21 protein-coding genes are annotated in these 24,369 nt (G+C 70.4%); 12 read left to right on the forward strand and 9 right to left on the reverse strand.

Annotated elements, in window-relative coordinates; genetic code table 11:
* Window positions 1-4 precede the first annotated feature (4 nt).
* The 4 genes from tgt (at window position 5) to secF (ending at window position 4,609) form a co-directional block, all read left to right on the forward strand.
* Window positions 5-1,141, forward strand: a complete 1,137-nt coding sequence (tgt, locus tag KYK13_RS14465; protein WP_370645417.1) for a tRNA guanosine(34) transglycosylase Tgt — start codon at window positions 5-7, stop codon at window positions 1,139-1,141.
* Window positions 1,142-1,292: 151 nt separating this feature from the next.
* On the forward strand, window positions 1,293-1,643 hold the full coding sequence (gene yajC, locus KYK13_RS14470; protein ID WP_223645023.1) for a preprotein translocase subunit YajC: 351 nt from the start codon (window positions 1,293-1,295) through the stop codon (window positions 1,641-1,643).
* Window positions 1,643-3,415: a protein translocase subunit SecD gene (gene secD / locus KYK13_RS14475; RefSeq protein ID WP_223645024.1), complete on the forward strand. Its 1,773-nt coding sequence runs from the start codon at window positions 1,643-1,645 to the stop codon at window positions 3,413-3,415. Before yajC ends, secD begins: the two co-directional genes overlap by 1 nt.
* A gap of 30 nt (window positions 3,416-3,445) precedes the next feature.
* Window positions 3,446-4,609, forward strand: a complete 1,164-nt coding sequence (gene secF / locus KYK13_RS14480) for a protein translocase subunit SecF (protein ID WP_223645025.1) — start codon at window positions 3,446-3,448, stop codon at window positions 4,607-4,609.
* A 70-nt stretch (window positions 4,610-4,679) separates the two neighbouring features.
* Here the strand turns inward: secF and KYK13_RS14485 are convergent, their stop codons facing one another.
* The gene (locus tag KYK13_RS14485; RefSeq protein ID WP_223645026.1) at window positions 4,680-5,264 is read right to left on the reverse strand and encodes an outer membrane beta-barrel protein; all 585 of its coding nucleotides are present in this window, start codon (window positions 5,262-5,264) and stop codon (window positions 4,680-4,682) included.
* 170 nt (window positions 5,265-5,434) lie between these two features.
* Here KYK13_RS14485 and recJ point away from each other — a divergent pair, with 170 nt between their 5' ends.
* Window positions 5,435-7,150 carry a single-stranded-DNA-specific exonuclease RecJ gene (gene recJ / locus KYK13_RS14490; protein ID WP_223645027.1) on the forward strand — a complete coding sequence of 572 codons (1,716 nt, stop codon included), beginning with the start codon at window positions 5,435-5,437 and terminating at the stop codon, window positions 7,148-7,150.
* A gap of 21 nt (window positions 7,151-7,171) precedes the next feature.
* Here recJ and KYK13_RS14495 read toward each other — a convergent pair whose 3' ends face one another.
* From KYK13_RS14495 to KYK13_RS14505, 3 genes are all read right to left on the reverse strand, one after another.
* Window positions 7,172-7,411 (reverse strand): YHS domain-containing protein, encoded by a 240-nt coding sequence (locus tag KYK13_RS14495; protein ID WP_223645028.1) that lies wholly within the window; start codon window positions 7,409-7,411, stop codon window positions 7,172-7,174.
* A gap of 203 nt (window positions 7,412-7,614) precedes the next feature.
* Window positions 7,615-8,391: a hypothetical protein gene (locus KYK13_RS14500; protein ID WP_223645029.1), complete on the reverse strand. Its 777-nt coding sequence runs from the start codon at window positions 8,389-8,391 to the stop codon at window positions 7,615-7,617.
* Between the two features lie 11 nt (window positions 8,392-8,402).
* Window positions 8,403-9,701: a hypothetical protein gene (locus KYK13_RS14505; protein WP_223645030.1), complete on the reverse strand. Its 1,299-nt coding sequence runs from the start codon at window positions 9,699-9,701 to the stop codon at window positions 8,403-8,405.
* A gap of 169 nt (window positions 9,702-9,870) precedes the next feature.
* Here KYK13_RS14505 and aspS point away from each other — a divergent pair, with 169 nt between their 5' ends.
* The 3 genes from aspS (at window position 9,871) to KYK13_RS14520 (ending at window position 14,176) form a co-directional block, all read left to right on the forward strand.
* Entirely contained in the window at window positions 9,871-11,688 is a 1,818-nt protein-coding gene (aspS, locus tag KYK13_RS14510; RefSeq protein ID WP_223645031.1) for an aspartate--tRNA ligase, read from the forward strand.
* Window positions 11,689-11,876: 188 nt separating this feature from the next.
* Window positions 11,877-13,133, forward strand: a complete 1,257-nt coding sequence (locus KYK13_RS14515; protein WP_223645032.1) for a carbohydrate porin — start codon at window positions 11,877-11,879, stop codon at window positions 13,131-13,133.
* Between the two features lie 62 nt (window positions 13,134-13,195).
* A complete protein-coding gene (locus tag KYK13_RS14520) occupies window positions 13,196-14,176 on the forward strand; it encodes a cupin-like domain-containing protein (protein WP_223645033.1) in 981 nt (326 codons plus the stop codon).
* Window positions 14,177-14,202: 26 nt separating this feature from the next.
* Here the strand turns inward: KYK13_RS14520 and KYK13_RS14525 are convergent, their stop codons facing one another.
* Window positions 14,203-14,373, reverse strand: coding sequence for a hypothetical protein (locus KYK13_RS14525; RefSeq protein ID WP_223645034.1), 171 nt, complete (start codon window positions 14,371-14,373; stop codon window positions 14,203-14,205).
* A 267-nt stretch (window positions 14,374-14,640) separates the two neighbouring features.
* Between KYK13_RS14525 and KYK13_RS14530 the strand changes: the two genes are divergently transcribed.
* Together KYK13_RS14530 and KYK13_RS14535 are read left to right on the forward strand one after the other, a co-directional pair.
* Window positions 14,641-15,471: a cupin-like domain-containing protein gene (locus KYK13_RS14530; protein ID WP_223645035.1), complete on the forward strand. Its 831-nt coding sequence runs from the start codon at window positions 14,641-14,643 to the stop codon at window positions 15,469-15,471.
* Window positions 15,468-16,361 (forward strand): cupin-like domain-containing protein, encoded by an 894-nt coding sequence (locus KYK13_RS14535; protein WP_223645036.1) that lies wholly within the window; start codon window positions 15,468-15,470, stop codon window positions 16,359-16,361. The genes KYK13_RS14530 and KYK13_RS14535 overlap by 4 nt, the downstream gene beginning before the upstream one ends.
* Window positions 16,362-16,373: 12 nt before the next feature.
* On the opposite strand, the gene KYK13_RS14540 is transcribed toward KYK13_RS14535, so the two are convergent.
* Window positions 16,374-19,157 (reverse strand): CHAT domain-containing protein, encoded by a 2,784-nt coding sequence (locus KYK13_RS14540; RefSeq protein ID WP_223645037.1) that lies wholly within the window; start codon window positions 19,155-19,157, stop codon window positions 16,374-16,376.
* A gap of 117 nt (window positions 19,158-19,274) precedes the next feature.
* Window positions 19,275-20,939 (reverse strand): M14 family zinc carboxypeptidase, encoded by a 1,665-nt coding sequence (locus KYK13_RS14545; protein WP_223645038.1) that lies wholly within the window; start codon window positions 20,937-20,939, stop codon window positions 19,275-19,277.
* 390 nt (window positions 20,940-21,329) lie between these two features.
* On the opposite strand from KYK13_RS14545, the gene KYK13_RS14550 reads away from it, so the two are divergent.
* Window positions 21,330-21,650, forward strand: coding sequence for a hypothetical protein (locus KYK13_RS14550; protein WP_223645039.1), 321 nt, complete (start codon window positions 21,330-21,332; stop codon window positions 21,648-21,650).
* A gap of 113 nt (window positions 21,651-21,763) precedes the next feature.
* Window positions 21,764-22,552: a hypothetical protein gene (locus KYK13_RS14555; protein ID WP_223645040.1), complete on the forward strand. Its 789-nt coding sequence runs from the start codon at window positions 21,764-21,766 to the stop codon at window positions 22,550-22,552.
* A gap of 4 nt (window positions 22,553-22,556) precedes the next feature.
* On the opposite strand, the gene nth is transcribed toward KYK13_RS14555, so the two are convergent.
* Window positions 22,557-23,192 (reverse strand): endonuclease III, encoded by a 636-nt coding sequence (gene nth / locus KYK13_RS14560; RefSeq protein WP_223645041.1) that lies wholly within the window; start codon window positions 23,190-23,192, stop codon window positions 22,557-22,559.
* 10 nt (window positions 23,193-23,202) lie between these two features.
* On the reverse strand, window positions 23,203-24,369 hold the full coding sequence (locus tag KYK13_RS14565; RefSeq protein ID WP_223645042.1) for an iron-containing alcohol dehydrogenase: 1,167 nt from the start codon (window positions 24,367-24,369) through the stop codon (window positions 23,203-23,205).

Raw genomic sequence — 24,369 nt, forward strand, 5'->3', positions numbered from 1 at the left:
GGGGCTGGTGCGCTTCGAGCTGTTGCACGAGGACGCGAGCGGCACCAAGGCGCGCCGCGGACGGCTGCACACGCCGCACGGCCCCATTGAAACGCCCATCTTCATGCCCGTGGGCACGGTGGGCAGCGTCAAGGGCGTGGGCCCGGACGACCTGAAGAACCTGGACGCGCAGATCATCCTGGGCAACACGTACCACCTGATGCTGCGCCCCACGGACGCGCTCGTCGGAGAGATGGGCGGCCTGCACCGCTTCATCTCCTGGGACCGGCCCATGCTCACCGACAGCGGCGGCTTCCAGGTGTTCAGCCTGTCGGAGAAGCGGAAGATCACGGAGGAGGGCGCCGCCTTCCAGTCGCACCTGGATGGGTCGCGTCACTTCCTGTCGCCGGAGCGCTCCATCGAGATCCAGGAGACGCTGGGCGCGGACGTCATCATGGCGTTCGACGAGTGCCCGCCGTCCACCGAGGACCGCGCCTACCTGGAGAAGTCCCTGGCGCGCACCACGCGCTGGCTGCACCGGTGCGTGAAGGCGTGGGGCCGCGAGCGCTCGTCGCTCTTCGGCATCGTGCAGGGCGGCCTCCACGACGACCTGCGCAAGCGCCACGCGGAGGAGGTGTGCTCGGTGGACCTGCCCGGCTACGCGCTGGGCGGCTACTCCGTGGGCGAGGCCCCGGAGGCCATGCATGCGGGCGTGGCCTACTCCGCGCCGCTGCTGCCCCGGGACAAGCCGCGCTACCTCATGGGCGTGGGCACGCCGCTGGACCTGGTGACGTGCGTGGAGCACGGCGTGGACATGTTCGACTGCGTGCTGCCCACGCGGTGCGCTCGCAACGGCCTGCTCTTCACCTCGGAGGGCAAGCTGGTCATCCGCAACGCGGCGTACGCCAAGGACCCCCGGCCAGTGGACCCGGCGTGCTCCTGCTACACCTGCCGCAACTTCAGCCGCTCCTACCTGCGGCACCTGTTCGCGGCGGGAGAAATCCTGGCGATGCGGCTCAACACGCTGCACAACCTGCACTACTTCCTGGACCTGATGGCCCAGGTGCGGCGCGCCATCGCCGAGGACCGCTTCGCCGCGTTCGCCCGGGACTTCCGGGCCAGAGCCCAGGCGCAGGAGGCCGAACGTAAAGGCGGCCGGTGAGCGGGCAACGGGTTTGCCGCGCTTCCGGCGTTCACTTGCTCACATGGGGCGCCCTTGCTAAGAGGCCACCCTTTCGGATGTTTTGACCCCACCCGTCCGCCGGGTCGGGGCCGCAATCCCGAGTCCATCCCTTCCAACGACGAGGCAGTACGTGGCTGACAGTTTCCTGATTCTCGCGCAGGCCGGGGCGAACTCCCCCCTGGGGGTCTTCGGCTTCCTCGCCATGTTGGTGGCCATCATGTACTTCGTGATGATCCGCCCCCAGCAAAAGCAGATCAAAGAGCACCGCAACCTGCTCGCGGGACTGAAGAAGGGCGATGACGTCATGACGTCCGGCGGCATCCTCGGGCGCATCCACCAGGTGGACGACTCCACCGTGACGCTGGAAGTCGCAAGCGGGGTGCGCGTGCGCGTGCTCAAGTCGGCTGTCACTGCGAAGGGGACCATTCCGGTGGCGGGAGCCCCGGCGGCGACCCCCGCTGAGAAGAAGGAGGAGAAGTAATGGACCGCGGCTGGTGGTGGAAGTTCGGAATGATCGTCGCGGTGACGCTGGGAACGATCTGGTTCCTCGTCCCGACGTACTACTCGCTGGTGGTCCTGGATCGCAGCGAGCGCAACAACATCGCCGTGCTGGAGCAGCGGCTGCCCAAGTGGGCGCCCCCCGCGAAGTACCGCCTCAACCTGGGGCTGGACCTGCAGGGCGGCATCCACATGGTGATGCGGGTGGACACCAAGACGGCCCTGCAGAAGCGCACCGAGCGCCGCGGCCAGCAGATTGCCACCTACATCAATGACAAGAAGCTGGGTGAGGTGACCGCGGAGACGGATCCGGAGCGGCTGCAGCTGGTGCTGACCGCGAAGGACCCGGCGACCATGGACGCCATCCAGAAGGAGGTGCTCGCCACCTTCACCGACTTCACCCTGGAGTCCCGCAACGGCGGCACGCTGGTGCTCAAGCCGGACGAGAGCCAGGTGAACCGCTTCCGCGACGAGGCCGTGGACCAGGCCATGCTTGTCATCCGCCGCCGCATCGACAAGTGGGGCGTGGCGGAAGTGGACGTGCGCAAGCTGGGCACGGACTCCATCCAGATTTCGCTCCCCGGCCGCAGCAACCCGGAGCAGGCCAAGGAGCTGGTGGGCACCACCGCGCAGCTGGAGTTCCGCATGGTGGACGACACCAACCCGCAGGTGTTCGCGCAGATGTTCCAGCAGCACCCGCCCCCGGCGGACAGCAAGATCACCCTGGTGGAGGACGAGGGCTTCCCGCAGCTGTCCTCGCCCAACCGCGAGGCCCTGCTGGCGTACACGAAGGACAAGACGCCCCCGGGCCGCGACGTCGTCACCGAGTGCGTGGCGAACCCGGTGAAGAAGAACGACTGCATCGCGTACCGCAGCTACCTGCTGGACAAGAACGTCCCGCTCACGGGTGAGAGCCTGGCGGGCGCGGACGCGTCCGTGAGCCAGATGAACGAGCCGGAGGTGAACATCGCCTTCGACCCGGCCGGTGCGCGCGAGTTCGAGAAGCTCACCGAGGCCGCCGTGGGCCGCCGCATGGCCATCGTGCTGGACGACAACGTGCACACCGCGCCGCGCATCAACGAGAAGATCGGCGGCGGGCGCGCGCGCATCACCATGGGCCGCGCCAGCGGGCGCAGCTTCGAGGAGTGGCTGGGCGAGGCGCAGACGCTGGCGCTGGTGCTGAAGGCGGGCGCGCTGCCCGCGCCGGTGACGGTGGGCGAAATCCGCCAGGTGGGCGCGACGCTGGGCGACGAGCTCATCAAGAAGGGCAGCCTGGCCGCGCTGGTGGGCCTGGCGCTCGTCGTCGTCTTCATGGCGGTGTACTACCGCAAGTCCGGCCTCATCGCGGACGTGGCGCTGCTGCTCAACGGTCTGCTCATCCTGGCCGGCCTGGCGTTCTTCAACGCCACGCTGACCCTGCCGGGCATCGCGGGCTTCGTGCTCACGCTGGGCATCGCGGTGGACGCGAACGTGCTCATCAACGAGCGCATCCGCGAGGAGCTGTCGCACGGCAAGTCCGCGCGCGCGGCGGTGGACCAGGGCTACGACCGCGCCTTCTGGACCATCTTCGACGCGCACGTGACGACGCTCATCGCGGGCTTCATCCTGTTCTTCACGGGAACGGGCCCCATCCGCGGCTTCGCCACCACGCTCATCGTGGGTCTGCTCGCGTCGCTGTTCACGTCCATCGTGGTGACGCGCGTCATCACGACCTACTTCGTCCACGGCCGCAACGCGCAGTCGGTGTCCGTCTAACGGGCCTCCAGCGCCTTCGGGAAATCCGCCATGCAGATTCTCAAGCACAAGACGCACATCGACTTCATTGGGAAGCGCAAGCCGGCGCTCTTCATCTCCACGCTGGTCAACCTGGCCATCATCGTCGGCATCGCCGCGGTGGGCTTCAACTTCGGCGTGGACTTCGCCGGCGGCACGGTGGTGGAGCTGAAGTACAACACGCCCACCACCGCGGAGCAGGTCCGTGAGAAGGCCCAGGCCGGCGGTCTGCACGACGTCAGCGTCCAGGGCGTGGGCGCGGCCGAGGAGAACTCATTCCTCCTGCGCATGGGCGGCGTCACGCAGCTCACGGAAGAGAACGCCGAGCACGCGAAGGCGGCCATCCAGGGCCTGGGCGAGACGCGCAACGTCTACGCCGACATGGCCAACGGCATCGTGAACTTCCGCTCCTCCCAGCCCATGAACGCGCAGGCGGTGAAGAAGGCCGTCGAGGCGGCGGGCATTGGCGTGCAGGAGGTGCGTGACCTGGGCGCGAACCAGGGCGGCACCGGCTACGACTACCAGGTCGTCGCGAGCGGCATGGCGGACAAGGTGTTCTCCGCGCTGAGCGCCGGCCTGGACAAGCCCAACTTCGAGCAGCGCCGCGTGGACTACGTGGGGCCGCAGGTGGGCAAGCAGCTGCGCAACCGCGGCATCATGGCGCTGCTGTACTCGATGGTCGCCATCCTCATCTACGTGGCGTTCCGCTTCGACTTCAAGTTCGGCCCGGGCGCGCTGCTCTCCATGGTCCACGACGTCATCATGGTGGCGGGCTACTACCTGGTGAGCCGGCGCGAGTTCAACCTCACGTCCATCGCGGCGCTGCTCACCATCGTGGGCTACTCGGTGAACGACACCATCGTCATCTACGACCGCATCCGCGAGGACATGGCGAAGTACAAGGGCAAGCCGCTGCCGGAGATCATCAACATCGCCGTCAACGACACGCTGGGCCGCACCATCCTCACCTCCGGCGTGACGGCGCTGTCGCTCATCGGTCTGCTCATCTTCGGCGTGGGCGAGATCTTCGACTTCGCCATGGCGATGCTGGTGGGCATCCTGGTGGGCACGTACTCGTCCGTGTACATCGCCAGCCCGCTGGTCATCTGGCTGGACGAGCGCGCGCACGCCCGCGAGGGGCACCACGGCGCCAAGCAGGAGCCGAAGGCGGCCTGAGCGCTGTCTGATGGCTTGAAGTGACGAGGGCCCTCCTTCCCGTCGGGGAAGCGAGGGCCCTTCGCTTTCGTCAGAAGCGCGCCCCCAGCGTGAGTGACGCGTCCATCAGTCCTCCGCCGTGGTCGTCCGTGGAGGTGACGTTCGCGAAGTCCTGGTCGATGAGGACGCGGTATGTGCCGCGCACGCCCGCGGTGAGGCCGCCGGTGTTGAACTCCAGGCCCACCGCGAGCGGCACCTCCTCCATCAGGTCGCTGTCGTAGAGCCCCGCGCTCGCGCCGCGCACGTCCACGTAGGACAGGCCCAGGCCCACGCCCGCGAAGGGGCGCACCGCGGTGAGGAAGGGCGGCGACACCTTCACCAGCGCGCTGCCGCCGTTGCGCACCAGCGAGGGCCCGTCGAAGAGGCGGCCGTCGCTCACCTTGTTCCGCGAGCCCTCGTAGCCGACCTCGAAGCCGAGGAAGGTGGTGGGCTGGAGGTTGAGCGTCAGGCCCCACAGCGGGCCGGTGTTGGCCAGGTCCCCCAGGTCGCCCGTGTAGTCGCCGATGCCTCCGCGCAGGAAGACGTTCACGTCCCCCTGCTTCTTCTGCGCGAGCGCGGGCTGCGCGCACAACACGACGGCCGTCAGGGCGCCGCCCTGGAGAAACGTGCGAAACATGCGGACCTCCCTGTCCACGAGTACGCACCCAAGCTGGGCACCGCATACCCGCCGTGCAGGTCGGTGGCGGGGAGGCAGCCGAGCGTACGTCTGAACGTGCGTGCAGGAGGTCGGTGTGAGTGGGCGGGTTGGACTGCCTTGGTCGGACGTCTGAGGTACTGTGCTTCGTCATGCGGTGGTTGCTTCCAGATGTCGTCGAGCAGGAGGTCGGGTCGCTCGCGGGTGAGCTGTCGCTTCACCCGTTGGCGGCGAGGGTGTTGCTCCACCGTGGCTACCGCACGCCGGAGGCGGCGTCGGCCTTCCTGTCGGACCGGCTGGCGGACCTGCCGGACCCGTTCCGGATGAAGGGCATGCACGCGGCGGTGGAGCGGGTGCTGCGCGCCGTGCGGCTCAAGGAGAAGGTGACGCTCTACGGGGACTACGACGTGGACGGCGTGTCCTCCACGTCGCTCATGTACCTGTTCCTCAAGGAGCTGGGCGCGACGCCCGCCACGTACATCCCGCACCGGCTGGACGAGGGCTACGGCCTCAACCTGGGCGCGGTGGAGCGCATCGCGCAGGACGGCACGCGCCTGCTGGTGACGCTGGACTGCGGCATCACCTCCGTGGCGGAGATTGCCCGCGCGAAGGAGATGGGCCTGGACGTCGTGGTGGTGGACCACCACACGGTGCCGCCCACGCTGCCGCCCGCCACCGCGGTGCTCAACCCGCACCAGCCCGGCTGCGAATACCCCACCAAGGTGCTGTGCGCCGCGGGCGTGGCCTTCAACCTGTGCATGGGCCTGCGCAAGCGGCTGCGCGACGACGGCTTCTTCGCCACGCGCAAGGAGCCCAACCTCAAGGCGCTGATGGACCTGGTGGCGCTGGCCACCGTGGCGGACGTGGTGCCGCTCACCGGCGCCAACCGCATCCTGGTGGCGCACGGCCTCCAGGAGCTGTCCCAGGGCCGCCGCCCCGGCATCCGCGCGCTGAAGGAGGTGGCCGGCATGGAGCCGGACGCCGCCGTCACCGCCGGTCAGGTGGGCTTCCGCCTGGGGCCCCGCATCAACGCCGCGGGCCGCCTGCATGACGCGTCGCTGGGCCTGCAGCTCTTGTGCGCGGACTCCGTGGAGACGGCGCGCTCGCTGGCGCAGGTGTTGGACCGCGCGAACGCGGAGCGGCAGGGCATCGAGAGCAGCATCCTCACGCAGGCGCTGGCGCAGGCGGAGGAGCACAAGGACGCGCGCGGGCTGGTGCTCTTCGACGAGGGCTGGCACGCGGGCGTCATCGGCATCGTGGCGTCTCGCGTGGTGGAGCGCTTCCACCGGCCCACGGTGATGGTGGGCGTGAAGGACGGGGTGGGGAAGGGCTCGGCGCGCAGCATCGAGGCGTTCCACCTGTACGACGCGCTCACCGGCTGCTCGGACCTGCTCATGCGCTACGGCGGCCACAAGCACGCCGCGGGACTCACCATCGACGCGAAGCAGCTGCCCGCCTTCCGCGAGGCCTTCGCGCGGATCGCCCAGCAGCGCCTGACGCCGGAGGACATGATTCCGCGCTGCCGCGTGGACGCGGTGGTGAACCCGCACGAGCTGGACGCGACGGCGGTGGAGTCACTCCAGAAGCTGGGGCCCTTTGGCCAGGGCAACCCGGAGCCGGTGCTGGTGCTGCGCGGCCAGCAGGCCCGGCCGCGCGTGCTGCCCGCGAAGTCCGGGGCTCCGGGCGCGGGGCACCTCAAGCTCGCGCTCGTGGACGCGCCGGAGCTGGATGCCATTGGCTTCGGCATGGCGGACCGCGTGTCGCTGGTGGAGGGGCCGGTGGACCTGGCGTTCCAGGCCGGCTTCGACACCTTCCGCGGCCAGCGCAAGCTGTCCCTGCGCCTCAAGGACGTGCGCCAGGCCGCCTGACGCACGCCGCTTGAGGTTTCGCTACGCGAGCCCCCAGCGCACCCGGCCCGGCGACATCAGCGCCCCGGCCCGCGCCAGCTCGTTGAGGCGGAAGCGCTCCGCCTGACGCTCGAAGGCGGTGCGGCAGCCCTCCGAGCAGAAGAAGTACCGGCGCTTCTTGTACTCCGACGAGGGATGGCCCTCCGGGGCCTCCAGGTGCCTGCCGCACACCGGATCCCAGTGTCGGGTGTTGCCCTGCCCGTGTTCGTGTCCGCCCTTCATCGTCCACCTCCAGCCCGACGCCGCCCCGACTGCCCCATTCGCCGCGAATGTAAGCAGGGCGCATGCCAGGGATCCATCTCCTTGGAAGACCAAGCAGACGGAGGGCATCCGAGGCGGGAGGAGGGGAAAAAGTTCAGCCCCCGCCACCGCCTCCCGCGAAGGGGGAAGGGCGCGGGGGCCGAAGGGGGCCCGGGGCGTGGGCTTCAGAAACCGATGCCGGCGCTGCCACCGAGGAAGATGTCGTTGGCGTAGCCGCGCCGGAGGCCCATGGCCTCGAGGCGGAAGGTGAGGTGCAGGTTGCGCGACAGGGCGGGCCGGCCGCGGATGCCCAGGCCGTACTGGATGACGGGCTTGAGGCCGTTCACCTTCGTCTCGTCGTCGCCCACGGTGATGCCGGTGTTCTGGTAGGCGAGTCCGCCACCGGCCTGGAGGAACAGACCGAAGGGCGAGTCGCCGAAGCGGAACAGCCAGGCCGGCGCGAGCGTGAAGTAGTGAAGCCGCGTGTCCCCCTTGATGAAATTCGTACCGTCGCTGAGGCTGCCGTAGAGCCAGCGCAGGTCCGCGAAGAGGGCCTCGCGCAGGGTGTCGTTCTCCGTGAAGAACGTGCGGCCGAACTCCCAGGTGGCGCGCACGCCCAGGCCGGGCTTGTTGTCGGAGAAGTCACCGCGGGCGCTGTCGATCATCAACAGTCCGCCCACCAGCTCCACCGCGACGCCCAGGTTGGGGTCGTCCAGGCGGGACATGCCGCGGAAGCCCTCGTCGTTGGTGGCCTCGGCGGCGTCGCGGAACTCGTCCGTTTCGTCCACCAGCTTGCGGCGGCGCTCGTAGGCGTCGTCGTCTTCCTTCTGGGCCTTCTGGTGGGCCCGGTCAGCCGTGTCGTCCGGATAGGCGTAGGGGTCGTCGTCGTCCGAGCTCTGGGCGAAGGCGGCGGGGGCAAGGAGCAGGCTGCCGGCGAGGCAGGCCTTGAGCCAGGTGTTCAAGGGAGCGGGCCTCACTGGAAGATGCTCGGGCAGGTGGTGCCGCCCGCCGCGCTGGCCGGGCAGAGGTTGTTGCCGATGAGGAGGTCACGCGGGATCTGCAGGTGGTCCATGAACTCGTTGCAGACGGCCTTGCGCAGCTCCAGGTCGGTGATGTGGGAGATGATGGCGCGGGCGGGGACGGCCAGCGTGAAGAGGGTCTGATCCCCCAGGACCTGCTGCGTGTACTGGTAGATGCCCGGGTTCGCGGGGTCCGTGTCGTAGTACGCGGAGACGATGTCGCGCTGGAGCTGGGCCTCCTGGCCGGTGGAGCGGCCCGCCTGGTAGAGCGCGGTCGCCACGAGCGTGCCCACCTGGTACTCGGCGCCGTCGGAGGTGAAGCTGGCCACGTCCTGATCCCTCACGCGGACGTACAGGGTCGCGGTCATGCAGCGGTCGCCGCGAGACAGGTCGCGCGCGTCCGTCACCCCGGCGAAGGGGCCGCCGTCGAAGGAGGGCGCCATGAAGCGGGGGTCACACCCGCTGACGCTGCGGCAGGTGGCGCCGTAGGCGTGGTAGTCCGCCAGGCCCTCGTCGAAGGCCTTGAGCACGTTGGCGCCCTGGCTGGGGGACTCCGAGGACCAGACGCTCAGCGACACGGGCAGCGACTGGCCGGCGTACGCCAGCCGGTTGAACACCAGGTGCGAGTACTCGTGCGCCATCACCGCCGCGTTGAGGGGCAGGGGGGCGCGCTGGATCCTGTCGAACGGCAGCACCAGGAAGGACTGGAGCACCGGGTAGAAGATGGCGTTGTCCCGCAGCGGGTCCTTGCTCAGCTGCCGCTGGATGAAGTCCGGGAAGTAGTAGAGCGTCGGCATGGGCTCGAACGTGGCCACCTTCACGTTCGCGACGGTGCGGAAGTACTCGTTGGCGCGCTCGAGGTTGTAATACGAGGTCACCATGTTCCAGGAGTGGAAGTCCGCGGGCCAGAGGACGTCCGCGCCCGTCTTCTCATCCTTCTGGGTGATGTAGCTGGCCTTCACGTCGTGGCCCTTGTTCTTGAGCAGCACGTCCGCGACGGTGGCCTCCGTGGCGTTCTGGAGCGCGGGGTCGTTCGCGTCGATGACGATGCGGGCGCCACCCTGGAGGTCGCCGACGGTGCCCTTCAGGCCGACGATGTCCTCGATGGTGGTGAGCTCGACCTGCGTGGGGACGTACTGGCCGTTGCTGGAGCGGGACAGTACGGAGACCTTCACGGGGGCCTCGCTGTCCGGCGCGCAGCCAGAGGCCAGGAGGCCCAGCCCGACGGCGGCGGTGGTGACTGTTCGGAGCATGATGCCCGTTTTACTCCGGACCGCCCGGAACGTGTATTCCCCTCCGAAAGGGACCGGGCTGGCGGGGAAGCGCGGAGGTGCCCGCGCGCCATGGATTCCTTGACGCGTCGTTTCCTCGATCCGCTATGGTGCCCGGCCTTCCTTCCCGAACCAAACGCAGGCGGTCTCCATGGCGGTCCCGTTCATTTCCGAGGTCAAGCGTACCCACAACTGCGGTCAGCTCACGGCCGCGAACGTTGGCGAAGAGGTGGTCCTCTTCGGCTGGGTGCACAACCGGCGCGACCATGGCGGCGCGGTGTTCATCGACCTGCGGGACCGCGAGGGACTCACCCAGGTGGTGTTCGAGCCGGACAGCAAGGAGGCCCATGAGCTGGCCGGGCACCTGCGCCTGGAGTACTGCATCGGCATCAAGGGCAGGGTGTTGTCGCGCGGCAAGAACGTGAACCCGAAGATGAAGACGGGGGAGATCGAGGTGAAGGCCTCGGACCTGACCATCTTCAACCGCTCGGAGCCCACGCCGTTCCTCATCGAGGACAACGTGGACACGTCCGAGGAGAAGCGCCTGGCGCACCGCTACCTGGACCTGCGCCGCGCGCCGCTCCAGCGGACGCTGATGACGCGCTCCAAGATGAACACGCTGGCGCGCTCGTACCTGGCGGGCAACGGCTTCCTGGAGCTGGAGACGCCCTTCATGGGCAAGTACACGCCGGGCGGCGCGCGCAACTTCCTGGTCCCCAGCCGGCTGAACCCGGGCAAGTTCTACGCGCTGGCGGAGAGCCCGCAGCTCTACAAGCAGCTGTTCATGGTCGCGGGCTTCGACCGGTACTTCCAGATCGTGAAGTGCTTCCGCGACGAGGACCTGCGCCTGGACCGGCAGCCGGAGTTCACGCAGATCGACGTGGAGATGAGCTTCGTCACCCAGGACGACATCTTCACCATCATCGAGGGGCTGCTGAAGAAGCTGTGGGGCGAGGTGCTGGGCATCGACATCCCGACGCCCTTCATGCGCATGGACTTCTACGAGTCCATGGCGAAGTACGGCAACGACAAGCCGGACCTGCGCTTCGGGCTGGAGCACGTGGTGCTCACGGACGTCATCCGCGAGCACGGCGCCGCGGGCGGCGTGCCCATGATGTGGGAGGCGGTGCAGGACAAGGGCATCGTCAAGGCGATGGTCGTCCCGGCGGAGAAGGCGCTGTCGCGCGCGGAGAGCGACAAGCTGGAGGACTTCGCGAAGCAGGCGGGCGCCAAGGGCCTGGCGCGCGCGAAGGTAGGCGAGGGCGGTGAGTGGACCCAGTCCCCGCTGTCCAAGACGATCACTCCGGCCCTGCGGCAGGCCATCAACCAGGCCGTGAACGCGAAGACGGGCGACCTCATCCTGTTCCAGTTCGGGAGGGAGTCGCTGGTCCACACGGTGATGGCGAACCTGCGCGTGCACGTGGCGAAGAAGCTGGGGCTCATCCCCGAGTACGGCAGCGGCGGCCAGTGGAAGTTCCTCTGGGTGGTGAACCCGCCCCTCTTCGAGTTCGACGAGGAGACGAACACCTGGGCGGCGGCGCACCACGCCTTCACCCGGCCGCACGACGAGGACGTGCAGTACCTGGGCACGGACCCGGGCCGCGTGAAGTGCCACCGCTACGACGTGGTGCTCAACGGCTTCGAGATTGGCGGCGGCTCCATCCGCCTGCATGACCCGAAGGTGCAGGGTGAGGTCTTCAAGGCGCTGGGCATCCACGAGGAGGAGGCGCGCGTGAAGTTCGGCTTCCTCCTGGACGCGCTCAAGTTCGGCGCGCCCCCGCACGGCGGCATCGCGCTGGGCATGGACCGCCTGGTGATGCTGCTGACCGGCGCGGAGTCCCTGCGCGACGTGATTCCGTTCCCCAAGACGAAGACGGGCACGGACACGATGACGGGCGCCCCCGGCGACGTGGACGAGAAGCAGCTGCGCGACCTGCACGTGCGCACGGTGCCGCTGCCGCAGAAGTAGCTGGAGGCTCGAAGGCCCTCGCGCCGGGTGGCGGACACCCCCGGCGCGCCGCTTCCGTTCCTCGCCGCACTCCGGGCCCTCCGAATGGCGCGGGGGAGTGGCTGGAAGGTGACGGATGGCGCTCCCGCACGGCTGGACATCCTCGCGGCCATGGCCATTGAGGGCCCATGGCGTGAGAGGGGGGCCGGATGCGGGGAAGGGCTTTCGCGGCGTGGGTGATGGCGTGGGCCCTGCTGTGCGCGGGGCCGGCCTTCGCGGACGCGCCGAAGAAGATGGTCCCGGGCGTCACCGGCGGGTGGGGCGGGATGCGCGGGTTTCTCTTCGAGTTGGGCGTGGCGATCCAGGTCCGCTACGTGACGGAGCTCGCCTACAACGCGCGCGGTGGCAAGGGGCATGCGCTGCGGCAGGCGGGCCAGTTCGACGTGCAGCTGGGGCTGGACATGGACACGCTGGCGGGGGTGAAGGGCGGCAGCTTCCAGTTCACGTTCACGCACCGCAACGGCAACGACCTGAACGCGGACATGGCGCTGGGCAGCCTCCAGCTGGTGCAGGAGGTGTATGGGCGCGGCAACATCGGGCGGCTGACGCAGCTCTGGTGGGATCAGCTCCTCTGGGACGAGCGGGTGCACCTGAAGCTGGGCCGCGTCACGGTGGACGAGGACACGGCGGACTTCCCCTGCGACTTCCAGAACCTGTCCTTCTGCGGCGCGCAGCCCGGCAACATCGTGGGCAACTACTGGTTCAACTGGCCGGTGAGCCAGTGGGGCACGCGGCTGCGCGTGGACCTGAAGAAGGTGGCCTACGTGCAGCTGGCCGCGTACGAGGTGAACCCGCGCAACCTGGAGGAGGCCTTCTACCTGGGGCACTTCAACGGGGCGACGGGCGTGCTGCTGCCCCTGGAGCTGGGGTGGAATCCGAAGTTCCACGGCGACCTGCTGGAGGGGCTCTACAAGGTCGGCGTCTGGTACGACACGTCCAACGCGCCGGACGTGCTGCTGCCCGACGTGGAGCGGCAGGGGCGCTACGGCATCTACTTCGTCGCGCGTCAGCAGCTCACGCACGTGGCGGGCGCGGAGAACGCCGCGCAGGGGCTCAATGTGTTCGTGCGGCTGACCCAGACGGACGTGGACACCTCCGCGCTGGATGGTCAGTACACGCTGGGCCTGGGGTACACGGGCATCTTCGGCCGCGCGGATGACGACGTGGGCTTCGCGCTGGGCGCCACGCACTCCAACGGGCGCTACGTCACCGCTCAGCGGCTGAAGCAGGCGCAGGCCCCGGACACGGTCATCCCCCGCACGGAGTACCTGGGCGAGCTGTACTACAGCCTCCAGGCGACGCCGTGGCTCGTGCTGCGGCCCAACTTCCAGTACATCCGCCCCGGCGGTGACGAGAACGCACGCAACATCATCGTGCTGGGCCTCAAGGGCGCGTTGACCCTGTAGGCCATGTGGGCGGAAGCGCCCCCCCTTTCCGTGTGCCTTCGCGGGTGACCTAGACTGGGGCCATGGCCCTGTCACCCTCGTGGGATGCGTGGCTGTCGGAGAACCTGCTGCGGGGCGTGCCGGAGGAGGCGCTGACCCGGGCGCTGATCGAAGGAGGGGTGGCTCCGGAGGTGGCGCGCGCGGAGGTGACGCACGCGCGGCGGCATCCGGCGGTGGAGGCCGCGGGCCTTCCTCGCGCGGAGGTGGTGTCGCTGCTGGATGTGCGCGCCGCGCTGCATGCGCAGTCTCGCAGGGGGGTGGAGCGGCGGCGGGGCGTGTCCGCGGAGGAGTTCCAGGCCCGCTACTACCGCGCGCACCGGCCCGTCGTGCTGGAGGACTTCCTGGAGGGCTGGCCGCTGCTGGAGCGCTGGCGGCCGGAGGCGCTGGCGCGGGACCACGGCGGCGTGGAGGTGGAGGTCATGGCGGGCCGTGAAGCCCGCGCGGACCATGACGTGTCCCCGGATGCGTGCCGCACGGTGATGCGGCTGTCGGAGTTCCTCCGCCGGCTGGAGCAGGGCGGCCCCACCAACGACCTGTACCTCACGGCGCGCAACTTCGCGCTGGAGCGGCCGGAGCTGCGGGGGCTGCTGGAGGACCTGCGGCCGGCCCCGGGCTTCGTGTATCCGTCCCGGCAGCCCGGGAGCATCAAGCTGTGGGTGGGGCCCGCGGGCACGCGCACGGCGCTGCACCATGACGTGGACTCGGTGCTGTTCTGCCAGGTCCACGGGCGAAAGCGCTTCTGGCTGGTTCCGTCCTTCGAGACGCCGCACGTCTACAACCGCGAATTCGTGTGGAGCGCGGTGGACGCGGCGGCGCCGGACCTGGAGCGCTTCCCGGACTTCGCCGCCGTGCACGTGCACGAGGTGGTGGTGGGCCCGGGCGAGATGCTCTTCATCCCCGTGGGCTGGTGGCACCAGGTGCACGCGCTGGAGGTGAGCGTGTCGGTGACGTTCCAGGCGCTCGACGTGCCGGGCGGCAACGCGCGGTGGCACACCTTCGGGTGAGGTGTGCCCCGCGTGCGGACTTCACGTCAGCCGTCGAGGTTTTCGTCCCTCGGCGTTTCAGGAAGGGGCGGCGCGGCGGGCGGCGGCGTGGGCACGGGCACTTCGGGGAGCCGCTTCCGGGTGAGGTCCTCCTGCTCGGGGTCGCACGGGGGATTGGGATTCGGGACGATTTTGTATGAGTTCTCGGGAGGCGTCATGGAGTCCGCTCGTGGTGGATGTGGACGGCCCAAAGGGTTCAGCCCGACTCAAGGGGGCCGGCGATGACGTCGGCCGTCCCCCCTGAATGGAGAACGTGGCTCGCGGAGAACCTTGCGCGTGGGGTGCCGTCCGCGAGCCTCGCAGCCCGACTGGAGACGGCGGGAGTCGCGCCGCAGGTCGTCTGGGAAACGATTCGCGCCGCGGAGAGACATCCCGCGGTGACGCGGGCGCGTGAATTCACGACACGTCTTGGATTGCTTGAGTCATTGCTCGAGACGCGGTCGGCGTCGCGACGACAGGCGTTGCCCGCGGTGGACGTGGAGCGGCGTGTCCGGCTGTCACCAGCGGAGTTTTTCACTGATTACTACCGGCGCAACCGGCCGGTTGTCATTGAAGGGCTGATGGAGGACTGGCCCGCGCGGATGCGGTGGACGCCCGCGTGGATGGCGGAGCGTTTCGGTGACGAGACGGTGGAGGTGATGGCGGGGCGCGATGCACAGGAGTTGCCGGATCTCCACGCGGACCGCCTGCGCCGGGAGGTGCCGCTGCGGGAGCTGCTGGCCCGGTTCGACGGTGCGCCGGCGAACGACATGTATCTGGTGGCTCGAAACAGCCTGCTCTTGCGCGAGGCGTTCCGGCCGCTGCTGGAGGACCTGCGCGCGCCGGAGGGATACATCCAGCCGGATATGCACGGGCCCGACCGGGTCCACCTGTGGCTGGGGCCGGCGGGGACGCTGTCCAACCTGCACCATGATCATCTCAACGTCCTGTTCTGCCAGGTGTGGGGACGCAAGCGGGTGTGGCTGGTGCCGTCGTGGGAGACGCCGTGGATGTCCAACGTGCGCGGCTTCTACAGCGCGGTGGACGTGCTGGCGCCGGACCTGGAGCGCTTCCCGGACTTCGCCCGGGTGGCGCTGCGCACGGTGGAGGTGGGGCCGGGGGACACGCTCTTCATCCCGGTGGGGTGGTGGCATGCGCTGCGGGCGTTGGAACCGAGCCTGTCGGTGACGTTCGTGAGCTTCGAACAGACGCCTGGGGCGAACACCTGCTGGCGCGAGGGCTGGCTGGGTGCCATGCCTCTGGAGGAGCACCGATGAGCGCATCGCGTGACGTGGGGGCGGGGGCTTCGCCGCTGACGCCCGAATGGCGGCGGTGGCTGGTGGAGAACCTGGTGCGCGGGGTGCCGCCGGAGGACCTGGTGGCGTCGCTGGAGAAGTCGGGAGTGGACGCGGAGCAGGCCCGGCGGGCGGTGGAGGTGGAGCAGCAGGAGCCCTTCGTCGCCGGAGCGCTGCGCGCGGTGGGCATGCAGCGCAAGCTGGAGGGGCTGCTGGACGTGTACGCGGAGCTGTTCCAGCAGACGGAAGGTCCGCCGCGCGTGGACCGGCACGAAGCGCTCACGCCCGAAGCGTTCTTCGACCGCTACTACTTCGACAACCTGCCCGTGGTGCTGCGGGCGGGGTGGAGCGCGTCGCTGGCGCCGGAGGTCTGGAGCCCCGGCAACCTCGCGGCGCTGTTGGGCGAGCGAGAAGCGAGACACGCGTGCTGCGTGCCGCTGTTCGAGGACTCGCGGCTGGAGCCCCTGTCGCGGGGGCTGACGACGCTCCGGGGACTCACGGCGGAGGAGGCGCGCGCGTGCGAGCCCCGCCTGTGGTGGGAGCCGCCCGGGACGGAGGTCCCCCTGCGTGCGGCGCGGCGCAACGTCCTGCTGGCGCAGGTGCATGGAGAGCGGCGGCTCCAGCTCATCCCGGCCTTCGAGCTGCGGCGCGTGACGGTGGCTTCCTCCGAGCCTCGCGACGCACCGCTGTGCCTGGACGTGACGCTGTCGCCCGGGGACCTGGTGCTGCTTCCGGTGGGGTGGTGGTACGGCTTCAGCGCGCCCGGGGGCGGCGCCGCCGTCTCGTTCGAGGCCTTCGCGCTGCCGGAGCCGAACGTGACCTGGGACGCCGACGCGGAGCCCCGGCCTTCACCGTTGCCTCCGCGAGACTGAGGGGGCAGGGCGCTACTGATACAGCAGCACCTTGTCCACCCAGCGCAGGTGGGGCTGCTTGCGGAGCCAGTCGAGGCGCTCGGCGCGCAGGGCCTGGGAGGGCTCTTCGCCGGACTGGATGCGCTCACGCACCGCGCGGAAGAAGGCGCCCGCGTCGTTGGGGATGTCCGCCGTGGCGGCGAAGACCGCCCGGGCTCCCGAGGCGACGAACGCCTGCGGCAGCGATGACGTCTCATGCAGGAAGGGAGCGAGGCGGGCCGCGCTGCAGGCGCCCAGCACCACCAGGGGCGCGCCCTGCAGGTGACGGCGGCGCAGCTCCTCCGCGGTGAGCGCGTAGTGGCCGTCCTGCTGCGGCGACAGCGCGATGACCGTGGCGTCCGACAGCGCCCGGTCCACCACTCCGTGCGCGTGGATGTCGATGTCCGTGGCCTGCTCCATTGCCTCCAGCACGTGCTCGGGCGTGGCCTGCGCGCCCTTGAGCCGCAAGAGCCGCTGCGCGCCCGCCAGGTCCGTGTCCGCCACCGAGGGCAGCCGCGCCAGCTTCAGCGTCGTGGGGGGCTCCACGTCCGACACCACGACGTGCAGGGGCGGCTTCGCGGGAGACGCCGCGTGCGCGCCCGTGCCGACGCGGTAGCTCCAGGCCAGGTCCGCCGGCAGGATGCCCGCGCGGCTGTCCAGGGGCGGCGCGGCCAGCACCGCGACCCGCGGACAGTCGCGCAGCATGTCCACCAGGCTCGCGGGCACCAGCCCTGTCAGGTCATCGCGCAGGGGCACCGTTCGCGAGGCGTCATAGGCGCCCTGCACCTGGCCCTGCGGCCCTCGCACCACCGCCACGGTGCGCTCCGCCTCCACCGCCGCCGCCAGCACGCAGCCCTCCGGCACGGGCACCTGGAGGCTCTCGGCCACCACCTCCAGCGCCTCGCGGAAGGCACCCGCGTGGCCCGCGCTCACCGCGAGCGTCTGGAAGGCCACCGCCCGGGCGTCGCGCGCGTCCGCGTTCACCCTCAGGAGCGGCTCCGCCTCCGCGATGGCCTGCCGCAGCACCTTCTGGCCCGCGCGCCAGTCGCGGTCCACCTCGAAGCGCCCCCGGATGAGCGTGGCCAGCACGCGCCGGCCCGCGTTCTCCTTGAGCGGCGACACCCGGTCCAGCTCCGCCCTCAGGCGCGCCTCGTCGGACGGACGCGGATCCAACCGCGCCAGGTCCGCGAGGATCCACGCGCCCTGCAGCCCGGGCGTCTGGCCGCACGCGAGCGACGCCTCCAACTCCTGCCGGGCCTCCTGCGGCCGGAAGCGCATCAGCGCCAGCGAGGCCAGGTTGCGATGCGCCTGCGTGCGCGCCATGCAGTCGTCGGGCTGACGGGCCAGGGACTCCATGAGGTAGGCGCGCGACAGCGCCACCCGCACCTGGAAGCGCGTCGCGTTGGCCAGCATCACCAGCGCCGCGCCTTCGCGCTCCCACTCGCCCAGCGCGGCGGCCTCGTGCCACGCGGTCCTCGCGGCCTCCTCCGCCTCCACCAGCCGGTTGGACGCGGTGGCGCGGCTGCTCAGCCTCAGGAGCAGGTCCACGCAGCGCAGGGGCAGCTTGTTCGCGCGGCATTGCCCCAGGGCCTCCCGCAGCCGGTCCCCGGCCTGGGGCCCCTGTCCCGCCAGGTCGTCCAGCCGCGCGTCCTCCTGCGCCACGCGCGAGAGGACCCAGGGGTCCGTCTCTTCCGCCGTCAGGGCGCGAAGCTCCTCGTGCGTGTGTGCCACGCCTTGCGTGCGCAGGAGCGCGCCCAGCAGCAGGTCTCTCGCGGTAGGCTCATGGCGCAGCCGTTCGATGAAGCTCGCCGGGGCGGGGTGCGCGTCCTGGAGGAACTTCGCGTACTCGCGGGCGAGCGGCGAGCGGCGCGCGAAATCCAGCACCGCCGTTCGCCGCACGGTGTCCTCCAGCACGGCGCCCCCGCCGGCCGCGTGGTCCAGCACCCGGCCCAGCGGCAGCAACTCCTCCACCTGCTCGGAGTTCTCCGCGATCGCCAGCAGGTCGTAGAAGGACTCGCGCGCCAGGCCCGGGAAGCGCGCCGCGCCCTCCAGCGGCAGCGGCGCCTGGGGCGAGCTCAGCCGGGTGAGGAACGCCTCGCGCGTGGCCTTCCAGGCCTCCGCTCGCGCCTGGAGCCGGGCGCGCAACGTCCGGGCCTGTTCGCGCGCCTCGTCACTCCAGCCGGGCTCGCCCTTCGAGGCCACTGCCTCGAACGCCGTGGCCGCGAGGAGCGTCAGCCCCAGCTCTCGCGCCACCACGGCGCGGTTCCAGCGCGCTTGCGGGTGTTCGGGCATGGCCTCCAGCGTGGCGTCCAGCAGCGTCAGGGCGTCGTCGAAGTGGCCGCGCAGGATGGCGACGGCGGCCAGGTCGCTGTCGCGGTCCAGCGAGGGCGACGCGCGACTCAGGTACGCGAGCGCCTGCTCCGTGTCGCCATGCAGGAGGTAGCTGACGCCCACGCCGTGCGTGTCGCCGCGCTCCTCCAGGCGGGACAGCGCGCCCAGGGGCACCGGCGTGGCCAGCGCGTCGCCTCCGCGCGGCGGCGCATGGGGGCGGTACACGTCCGCGGCGGGGACGCTCAGCCGCACCTCCAGGGGACGGTGGGGCGCGTCGGAGAGCCACAGCGCGGGCGTCTCCGGCCCGGTGCCGCGCTGCCTCCAGACGCGCACCGAGATGAAGCCCAGGGCCATGCAGAGCGCGAGGGCCACGAGTCCCCCCACGCGCGTCACGCCTGTGCGCCCCGGAAGCGGCGTGCCTCGGGGCGTCTGCTGCCTGCCAGCCATCTGGGGCCTCCCGCGAGCCCCCGCATGCTCTCCGCGGGTCCTGCGGCCCCAAGTCTAGGGCCAATGCCCCCGGGCCTGACAAACCCGGGGGCGGCGGGCGCTCCGAAGAGGGGGCGCCTACTCCACCTTCTGGGGCGCGCGCGTGGACTCCACCAGGCGGTGGATGGGGTACAGCTCGCCCACCTTCAGGCTGTCATCCAGGAACTGCCAGCGGCAGAAGCCGTCATCCGAGTGCGGCTCCAGCAGGTAGGTGATGAGCGTGCCCGTGCGCTGGTCCGTGCCCACCACGAGGGTGCCGGCTGGGAACTCCTGCTCGGAGCGCTCGGGGGCCACGGTGAGGATGGTCTCGAAGCGCACCGGCTTGGGCTTCTGGCTCAAGGGCACCTCGTCCTGACCCGGGGGCGGCACGTTGGCGGCCACGTCCGGGCTGAAGGTCTCCTCCTTGCGCGCGATGCGGTAGCTGTCCACCTGGAAGCGCTGCGCCTTGGCCAGCTTCTCGTAGCGGATGCCGTGGCCGTCCAGGCGCGACGCGAGCGACGCGGGCACCAGGTAGCCGGCCGGGGTGCTCACCGACTGCGTGGGCACGAAGGTGCGGTGGTGCGGCGTCTTGTAGACCTTCTTGCGCTTGCCGGGGTAGCGGCGCTCCTGGATGGAGGCCTCGTCGAAGGAGAGGATGGTGGCGGTGTCGCCGTCCTTCACGTAGGCCGGGTAGTCGTACTGGAGCGCGCCGTCCGCGGTGCGCTGGGCGACGCCGTAGTTGATGCCCACCAGCGTCTGGACGTCCGGGTTCTTGCCGCGCGCGATGATGGCGGCCTCCTCGAACTCGGTGGCCCGGCGGTATTCCTTCGCGTAGCGGGCGGCGTCGCGGATGAGCTCCAGCACCCAGGCGCGGATGACGGCGCAGCGGCGCGGGAAGTCGATGTAGCTGTACGTCTCCAGGAGCACGTCCAGCCGGCCCAGGAGGCCCCGGTAGTGGCTGCCGAAGCGGGGCAGGGCGGGGTAGGTGTGCCAGCCGGAGCGCGGGTCGCCCTCCTTGCGGAAGTTGCCGTACCAGAAGCTGTCGAAGCCGTGCTTCGTCTTCACCGCGGCGGACACGCGCTCGGCCAGCGCGCGGTTGGCGTCGCGCGAGGTGTGCAGCAGCTCCGCGTTGCCGTGCGGGATGTCGAAGGTGAGGTCGAAGCCGTGGATGCTGCCGTCGGTGGTGTGGCAGTCCACGAAGAGGTGCGGCCACCACGTCTGGTACAGCTTCGCCAGGGCGCGCGTCTCCGGCGCCTCCTGCTTCATGTTGTCGCGGTTGAGGTTCCAGCCCTCGCCCGTGTAGCGCATGCCCACGCCGCCGGGCGGGTTCACCTGGCCCTCCAGGTTCTTCAGGTCCAGCGCGCGGTTGCCCTTGCTGATGCGATCATTGCCGTCCGGGTTGAAGTTGGGGACGAAGACGATGCACAGCCGGTCCAGCAGCTTCTTGCCCAGGGACGTGAGCGTGAGGTCGCGCGCGAGCGCCTGGAGGGTCTCCTTGCCCTCCACCTCACCGGCGTGGATGTTGGCCTCCACCATCACGATGAGCTTCTTCTGCTTCTTCGCCAGCTCCGGCGTGAAGCACTTGCGGTCGCTCAGGATGAGCGACATGAGCGGCTGGCCTTCACCGCTCTCGCCGAAGTCCACGCGCTTCGCGAGCTGGGTCTGGGCACACAGGGCGTCGACGAAGGCGACGACGTCGGCGCTGCGGGACGTTTCCTGATAGTCGGTGGCTTCCGCGCGGGTGAGCAGCTTGGGAGTGGGCATAGGTGCCGCGCATCCGAGCGCTCCAGCCCGGCCGCGTCAAGCACGCGCGATGGGGGGCCGCCTTGCCGCGCCGTGGCGGTGTCCCAATGAAACCGGCGCAGCTACCGCTGCCTGCCGCTGTATTTCCGGCCGCGTGCGATGGGCAAGCGCGTGCCACTCGCGAACCCGGGCTTCACGGTCCCAGCCCGCCTGGACGGACGTGTCATGGCTGCGGGACTCATGGGAGTCCGCGCGGAAGTGGAGGGCCCACGCGCTCCTTTCCCGTCCAGGCGGGGGCTGACAGGCGAGCATCGCCCTCAAGCCCTTCCGGGCCGGGAGCCGGGCCTTCGTCGGGGAGCAGGCGTGCCTACGTTTCACCTCAGAGGGCCGGGACCCTCGGGGGAGACGACCATGTGGACACGCCACTTCAACGGGCTCGTCGTGCTGGGGGTCATTGGCACGGTGGGCGTCATGACGGGGTGCAATGAACACCAGCAGCGAGCCGCCAACGAGAATGCCCGACAGGCCGGGCAGGAGGTAGGCAAGGCCGCCAAGGACGTCCAGCATGGCGCCAGCCGGGCCGCGGAGAGCGTCCGCCAGTCCGGCCACGAGGCCGCCAGGGGCTTCCGGGAGGGCGCGGGCGGTTCCGGCGACACGACCTCCCAGGAACACAAGCCCGACCACGCGCAGGGCACCCCCCACGACGGCGAAGCGCCTGCCCCGGGACACTGAAAGACGCACCGCCCCGACACGCCGTGGCCCGGCGGTGTGTTTGAATGTGGACCATGGATGCGGCTCCACCCCTCCGGGGTCCCCTGCTGTCACTTCTCCGTGCGTCGTGCCTGGTGCCCTGCCTGCTGACGGTGGCGTGCGTGACGACGATGAACGAGGTGACGCGCGCTCCCACGCTGCAGGAGAAGTGCGACGGCGGGAGTGCCTGGGCCTGCGAGACGTGGGGGCAGGAGCTCCTGGCGGATCACCGCACGGAAGAGGCGGACCGGGCCTTCGGGCTCGCGTGCTCCATGGGCTCCACGTCCGCCTGCCTGAAGCAGGGCAAGGACCGGATGACGCGGGGCGACCTGGACGGCGCGGAGCAGCCCCTGCGCAAGGCCCGTGACGCGGAGTCCGAGGAGGCCACGCTGGCGCTCGCGGACCTCCACGACGCGCGAGGGGATGCCGCGGGCGCGGCGCACTACCGCTACGAGGCGCTGTCCATCGACAAGTCGACGACGGAGTTCGCGTTCGGCTGGCGCGTCCCGTTCGACGGCGGGATGGGCCTGGCGCTGGACGTGAACGTGCAGCCCATGGGGCTCAAGGCCCGGCGGTTGGTCCTGGGCCTCAACGCGAGCGCGGACCCGAAGCGGGCATCGCTGAACGCCACCGTGGGCTATCAGCACTTCGTGACGAGCTGGTTCGCGCCCTATACCCGGGCGCTGGTGGGCCCGTACCTGGACGTGGCCAACTCGCGGCGCAACCCCATCAACCTGGGCGCCGAGGTGGGCATGAAGTTCTTCGCGGGCCCCATCGGCCACCTGGGCACCGGGTTTGGCACCTCGCTGGACGGCTCCACCTACTACTTCCTCGAAGCCGGGCTGGACTGGGTGCTGACGCTGGTGGTGCTCGCGCACATGTGACGGCTCAGGTCACGCCCAGCTTCGGGCACACGTCGTTGAAGACGCACTCCGGGCACTTGGGCTTCTTGGCCACGCAGGTGTAGCGGCCATGCAGCACCACGGCGGGGCCGAAGAAGGTCCAGTCGTCCCTGGGCACCCACTTCATCAGGTCCGTCTCGATGGCCTCGGGCTTCTCCTGCTTCGTCAGGCCCAGGCGCTGGCTGACGCGGGCCACGTGCGTGTCCACGATGATGCCGGAGGCCTGCTGGAACGCGGTGTTGAGCACGACGTTGGCCGTCTTGCGCGCCACGCCGGGCAGCTCCACCAGGTCCTCCATGCGGTCGGGCACCTCGCCCTGGTGGGCGTCCAGCAGCGCGCGGCTCATGGCCTGCACCGTCTTGGTCTTCTGCTTGAAGAAGCCGGTGGGCTTGAGGTCTTCCTCCAACTCCACGGTGTCCGCGTCCGCGATTGCCCGCGGACCGTCGTACTTCTTCCACAGCTCGGCGGTGACGCGGTTGACGCGCTCGTCCGTGCACTGGGCGGCGAGGATGGTGGCCACCAGCAATTGATAGGGGGTGTTCCAGTTCAGCTCGTACTTCGCGTCGGGATACTTCTCGCGCAGGCGTTCGAGCACCACGGGGACGAGGGCGGCGGGTTTCATGGCTGGCTCCTCACATCGAACGTTCGACGAGCGCCGTCAACTCCGCGTCCGTGAGCGGCAGCGGATTGCCCTTCATGCTGCTGGCCGCGCGCGCCTTGACGACGAGTCCGGGCACGGCCGCGTCGGTGAGGCCCATGGCGCGCAGGCCCCGGATATGCACGGCGTGGACCAGGTCCTTCACCCAGGCGATGCCGTCCTCGGCGCGGGCGTCGGATTGGCCGGTGAGCAGCGCGGCCAGCTCCTGGAAGCGGGGCAGGGCGGGGTGGTCCGGAGCGCGGGAGCGCAGCGCCTCCAGGTTCACCTCCAGCGTGGCCCCGAGCAGCGCGGCGCACAGCGCTCCATGGGCCGCACCGAGCATGCCGCCCAAAGGCGCCGCGAAGCCATGCACCGCGCCCAGGCCTGAGTTGGCCAGGCACAGGCCGCCGAAGAGGCTGGCGATGGCCAGGTCCTCGCGCTCCGCCGGGCCGGGGCCGTGCAGCACGGCCTTGCGCAGCGAGCGGGCCGAGCGCTGCATGCCTTCACGTGCGAGCGCGTCCGTGAGCGGCTGGGCGCGGATGGACAGGAACGGTTCGATGAGCTGCGACAGCGCGTCCAGGCCGCCCGCCGCGAGCACCTCCGCGGGCGCATGCTCCAGCAGGTCCGGATCCACCAGGGCCACGCGGGGGAGCATCATCGGGCTGCGCAGGCTGGCCTTCACGCCGGCCTCCTTCGAGCCCAGCACCGCGTTGCGCGTCACCTCCGAGCCGGTGCCCGCCGTGGTGGGCACGGCCACGAACGGCAGCGACGGCTTCGTCAGGGCCTGGCCCCGGCCGATGACCTCCAGGTAGTCCAGCGGGTCGCCCCCGTTTGCGGCGAGCGCGGCGATGGCCTTGCCCGCGTCGAGCGCGCTGCCTCCGCCGATGGCGACGACCGCGTCACAGCCGGCCTCCACGGCGGCGGCGGTGCCTTCGCGCGCGAGGTCGACGGTGGGCTCGCCCGGGACGCGGAATGCGGCGGACGGGATGCCCAGCCGTTCGAGCCCGGCTCGGACGGGTTCGGCGCGAGCGGGGTTGGTGCCGGTGACGAGCAGGACCTTCCGGCCTCCAAGTCCGCGCACGAGGTCGGGGACCTCCTGGAGGCGGCCCGGGCCGAAGAGGACGCGGGTGGCGGTGGCGAACTCGAAGGAGGGGGCGGGCAT

Origin of the sequence: Corallococcus sp. EGB (assembly GCF_019968905.1) — a bacterium.
In the GTDB taxonomy this organism is placed as follows: Bacteria; Myxococcota; Myxococcia; order Myxococcales; family Myxococcaceae; genus Corallococcus.

What these genes read in the sequence shown, in the direction of transcription:
- KYK13_RS14505 (WP_223645030.1), bottom strand. Translation starts at nt 9,701, where the DNA reads ATGCTCCGAACAGTCACCACCGCCGCCGTCGGGCTGGGCCTCCTGGCC.
- KYK13_RS14535 (WP_223645036.1), top strand. Translation starts at nt 15,468, where the DNA reads ATGAGCGCATCGCGTGACGTGGGGGCGGGGGCTTCGCCGCTGACGCCC.
- nth (WP_223645041.1), bottom strand. Translation starts at nt 23,192, where the DNA reads ATGAAACCCGCCGCCCTCGTCCCCGTGGTGCTCGAACGCCTGCGCGAG.
- KYK13_RS14545 (WP_223645038.1), bottom strand. Translation starts at nt 20,939, where the DNA reads ATGCCCACTCCCAAGCTGCTCACCCGCGCGGAAGCCACCGACTATCAG.
- secF (WP_223645025.1), top strand. Translation starts at nt 3,446, where the DNA reads ATGCAGATTCTCAAGCACAAGACGCACATCGACTTCATTGGGAAGCGC.
- KYK13_RS14515 (WP_223645032.1), top strand. Translation starts at nt 11,877, where the DNA reads ATGCGGGGAAGGGCTTTCGCGGCGTGGGTGATGGCGTGGGCCCTGCTG.
- KYK13_RS14565 (WP_223645042.1), bottom strand. Translation starts at nt 24,369, where the DNA reads ATGCCCGCCCCCTCCTTCGAGTTCGCCACCGCCACCCGCGTCCTCTTC.
- aspS (WP_223645031.1), top strand. Translation starts at nt 9,871, where the DNA reads ATGGCGGTCCCGTTCATTTCCGAGGTCAAGCGTACCCACAACTGCGGT.
- KYK13_RS14495 (WP_223645028.1), bottom strand. Translation starts at nt 7,411, where the DNA reads ATGAAGGGCGGACACGAACACGGGCAGGGCAACACCCGACACTGGGAT.
- KYK13_RS14520 (WP_223645033.1), top strand. Translation starts at nt 13,196, where the DNA reads ATGGCCCTGTCACCCTCGTGGGATGCGTGGCTGTCGGAGAACCTGCTG.
- secD (WP_223645024.1), top strand. Translation starts at nt 1,643, where the DNA reads ATGGACCGCGGCTGGTGGTGGAAGTTCGGAATGATCGTCGCGGTGACG.
- KYK13_RS14485 (WP_223645026.1), bottom strand. Translation starts at nt 5,264, where the DNA reads ATGTTTCGCACGTTTCTCCAGGGCGGCGCCCTGACGGCCGTCGTGTTG.
- KYK13_RS14540 (WP_223645037.1), bottom strand. Translation starts at nt 19,157, where the DNA reads ATGGCTGGCAGGCAGCAGACGCCCCGAGGCACGCCGCTTCCGGGGCGC.
- KYK13_RS14550 (WP_223645039.1), top strand. Translation starts at nt 21,330, where the DNA reads ATGTGGACACGCCACTTCAACGGGCTCGTCGTGCTGGGGGTCATTGGC.
- KYK13_RS14525 (WP_223645034.1), bottom strand. Translation starts at nt 14,373, where the DNA reads ATGACGCCTCCCGAGAACTCATACAAAATCGTCCCGAATCCCAATCCC.
- recJ (WP_223645027.1), top strand. Translation starts at nt 5,435, where the DNA reads ATGCGGTGGTTGCTTCCAGATGTCGTCGAGCAGGAGGTCGGGTCGCTC.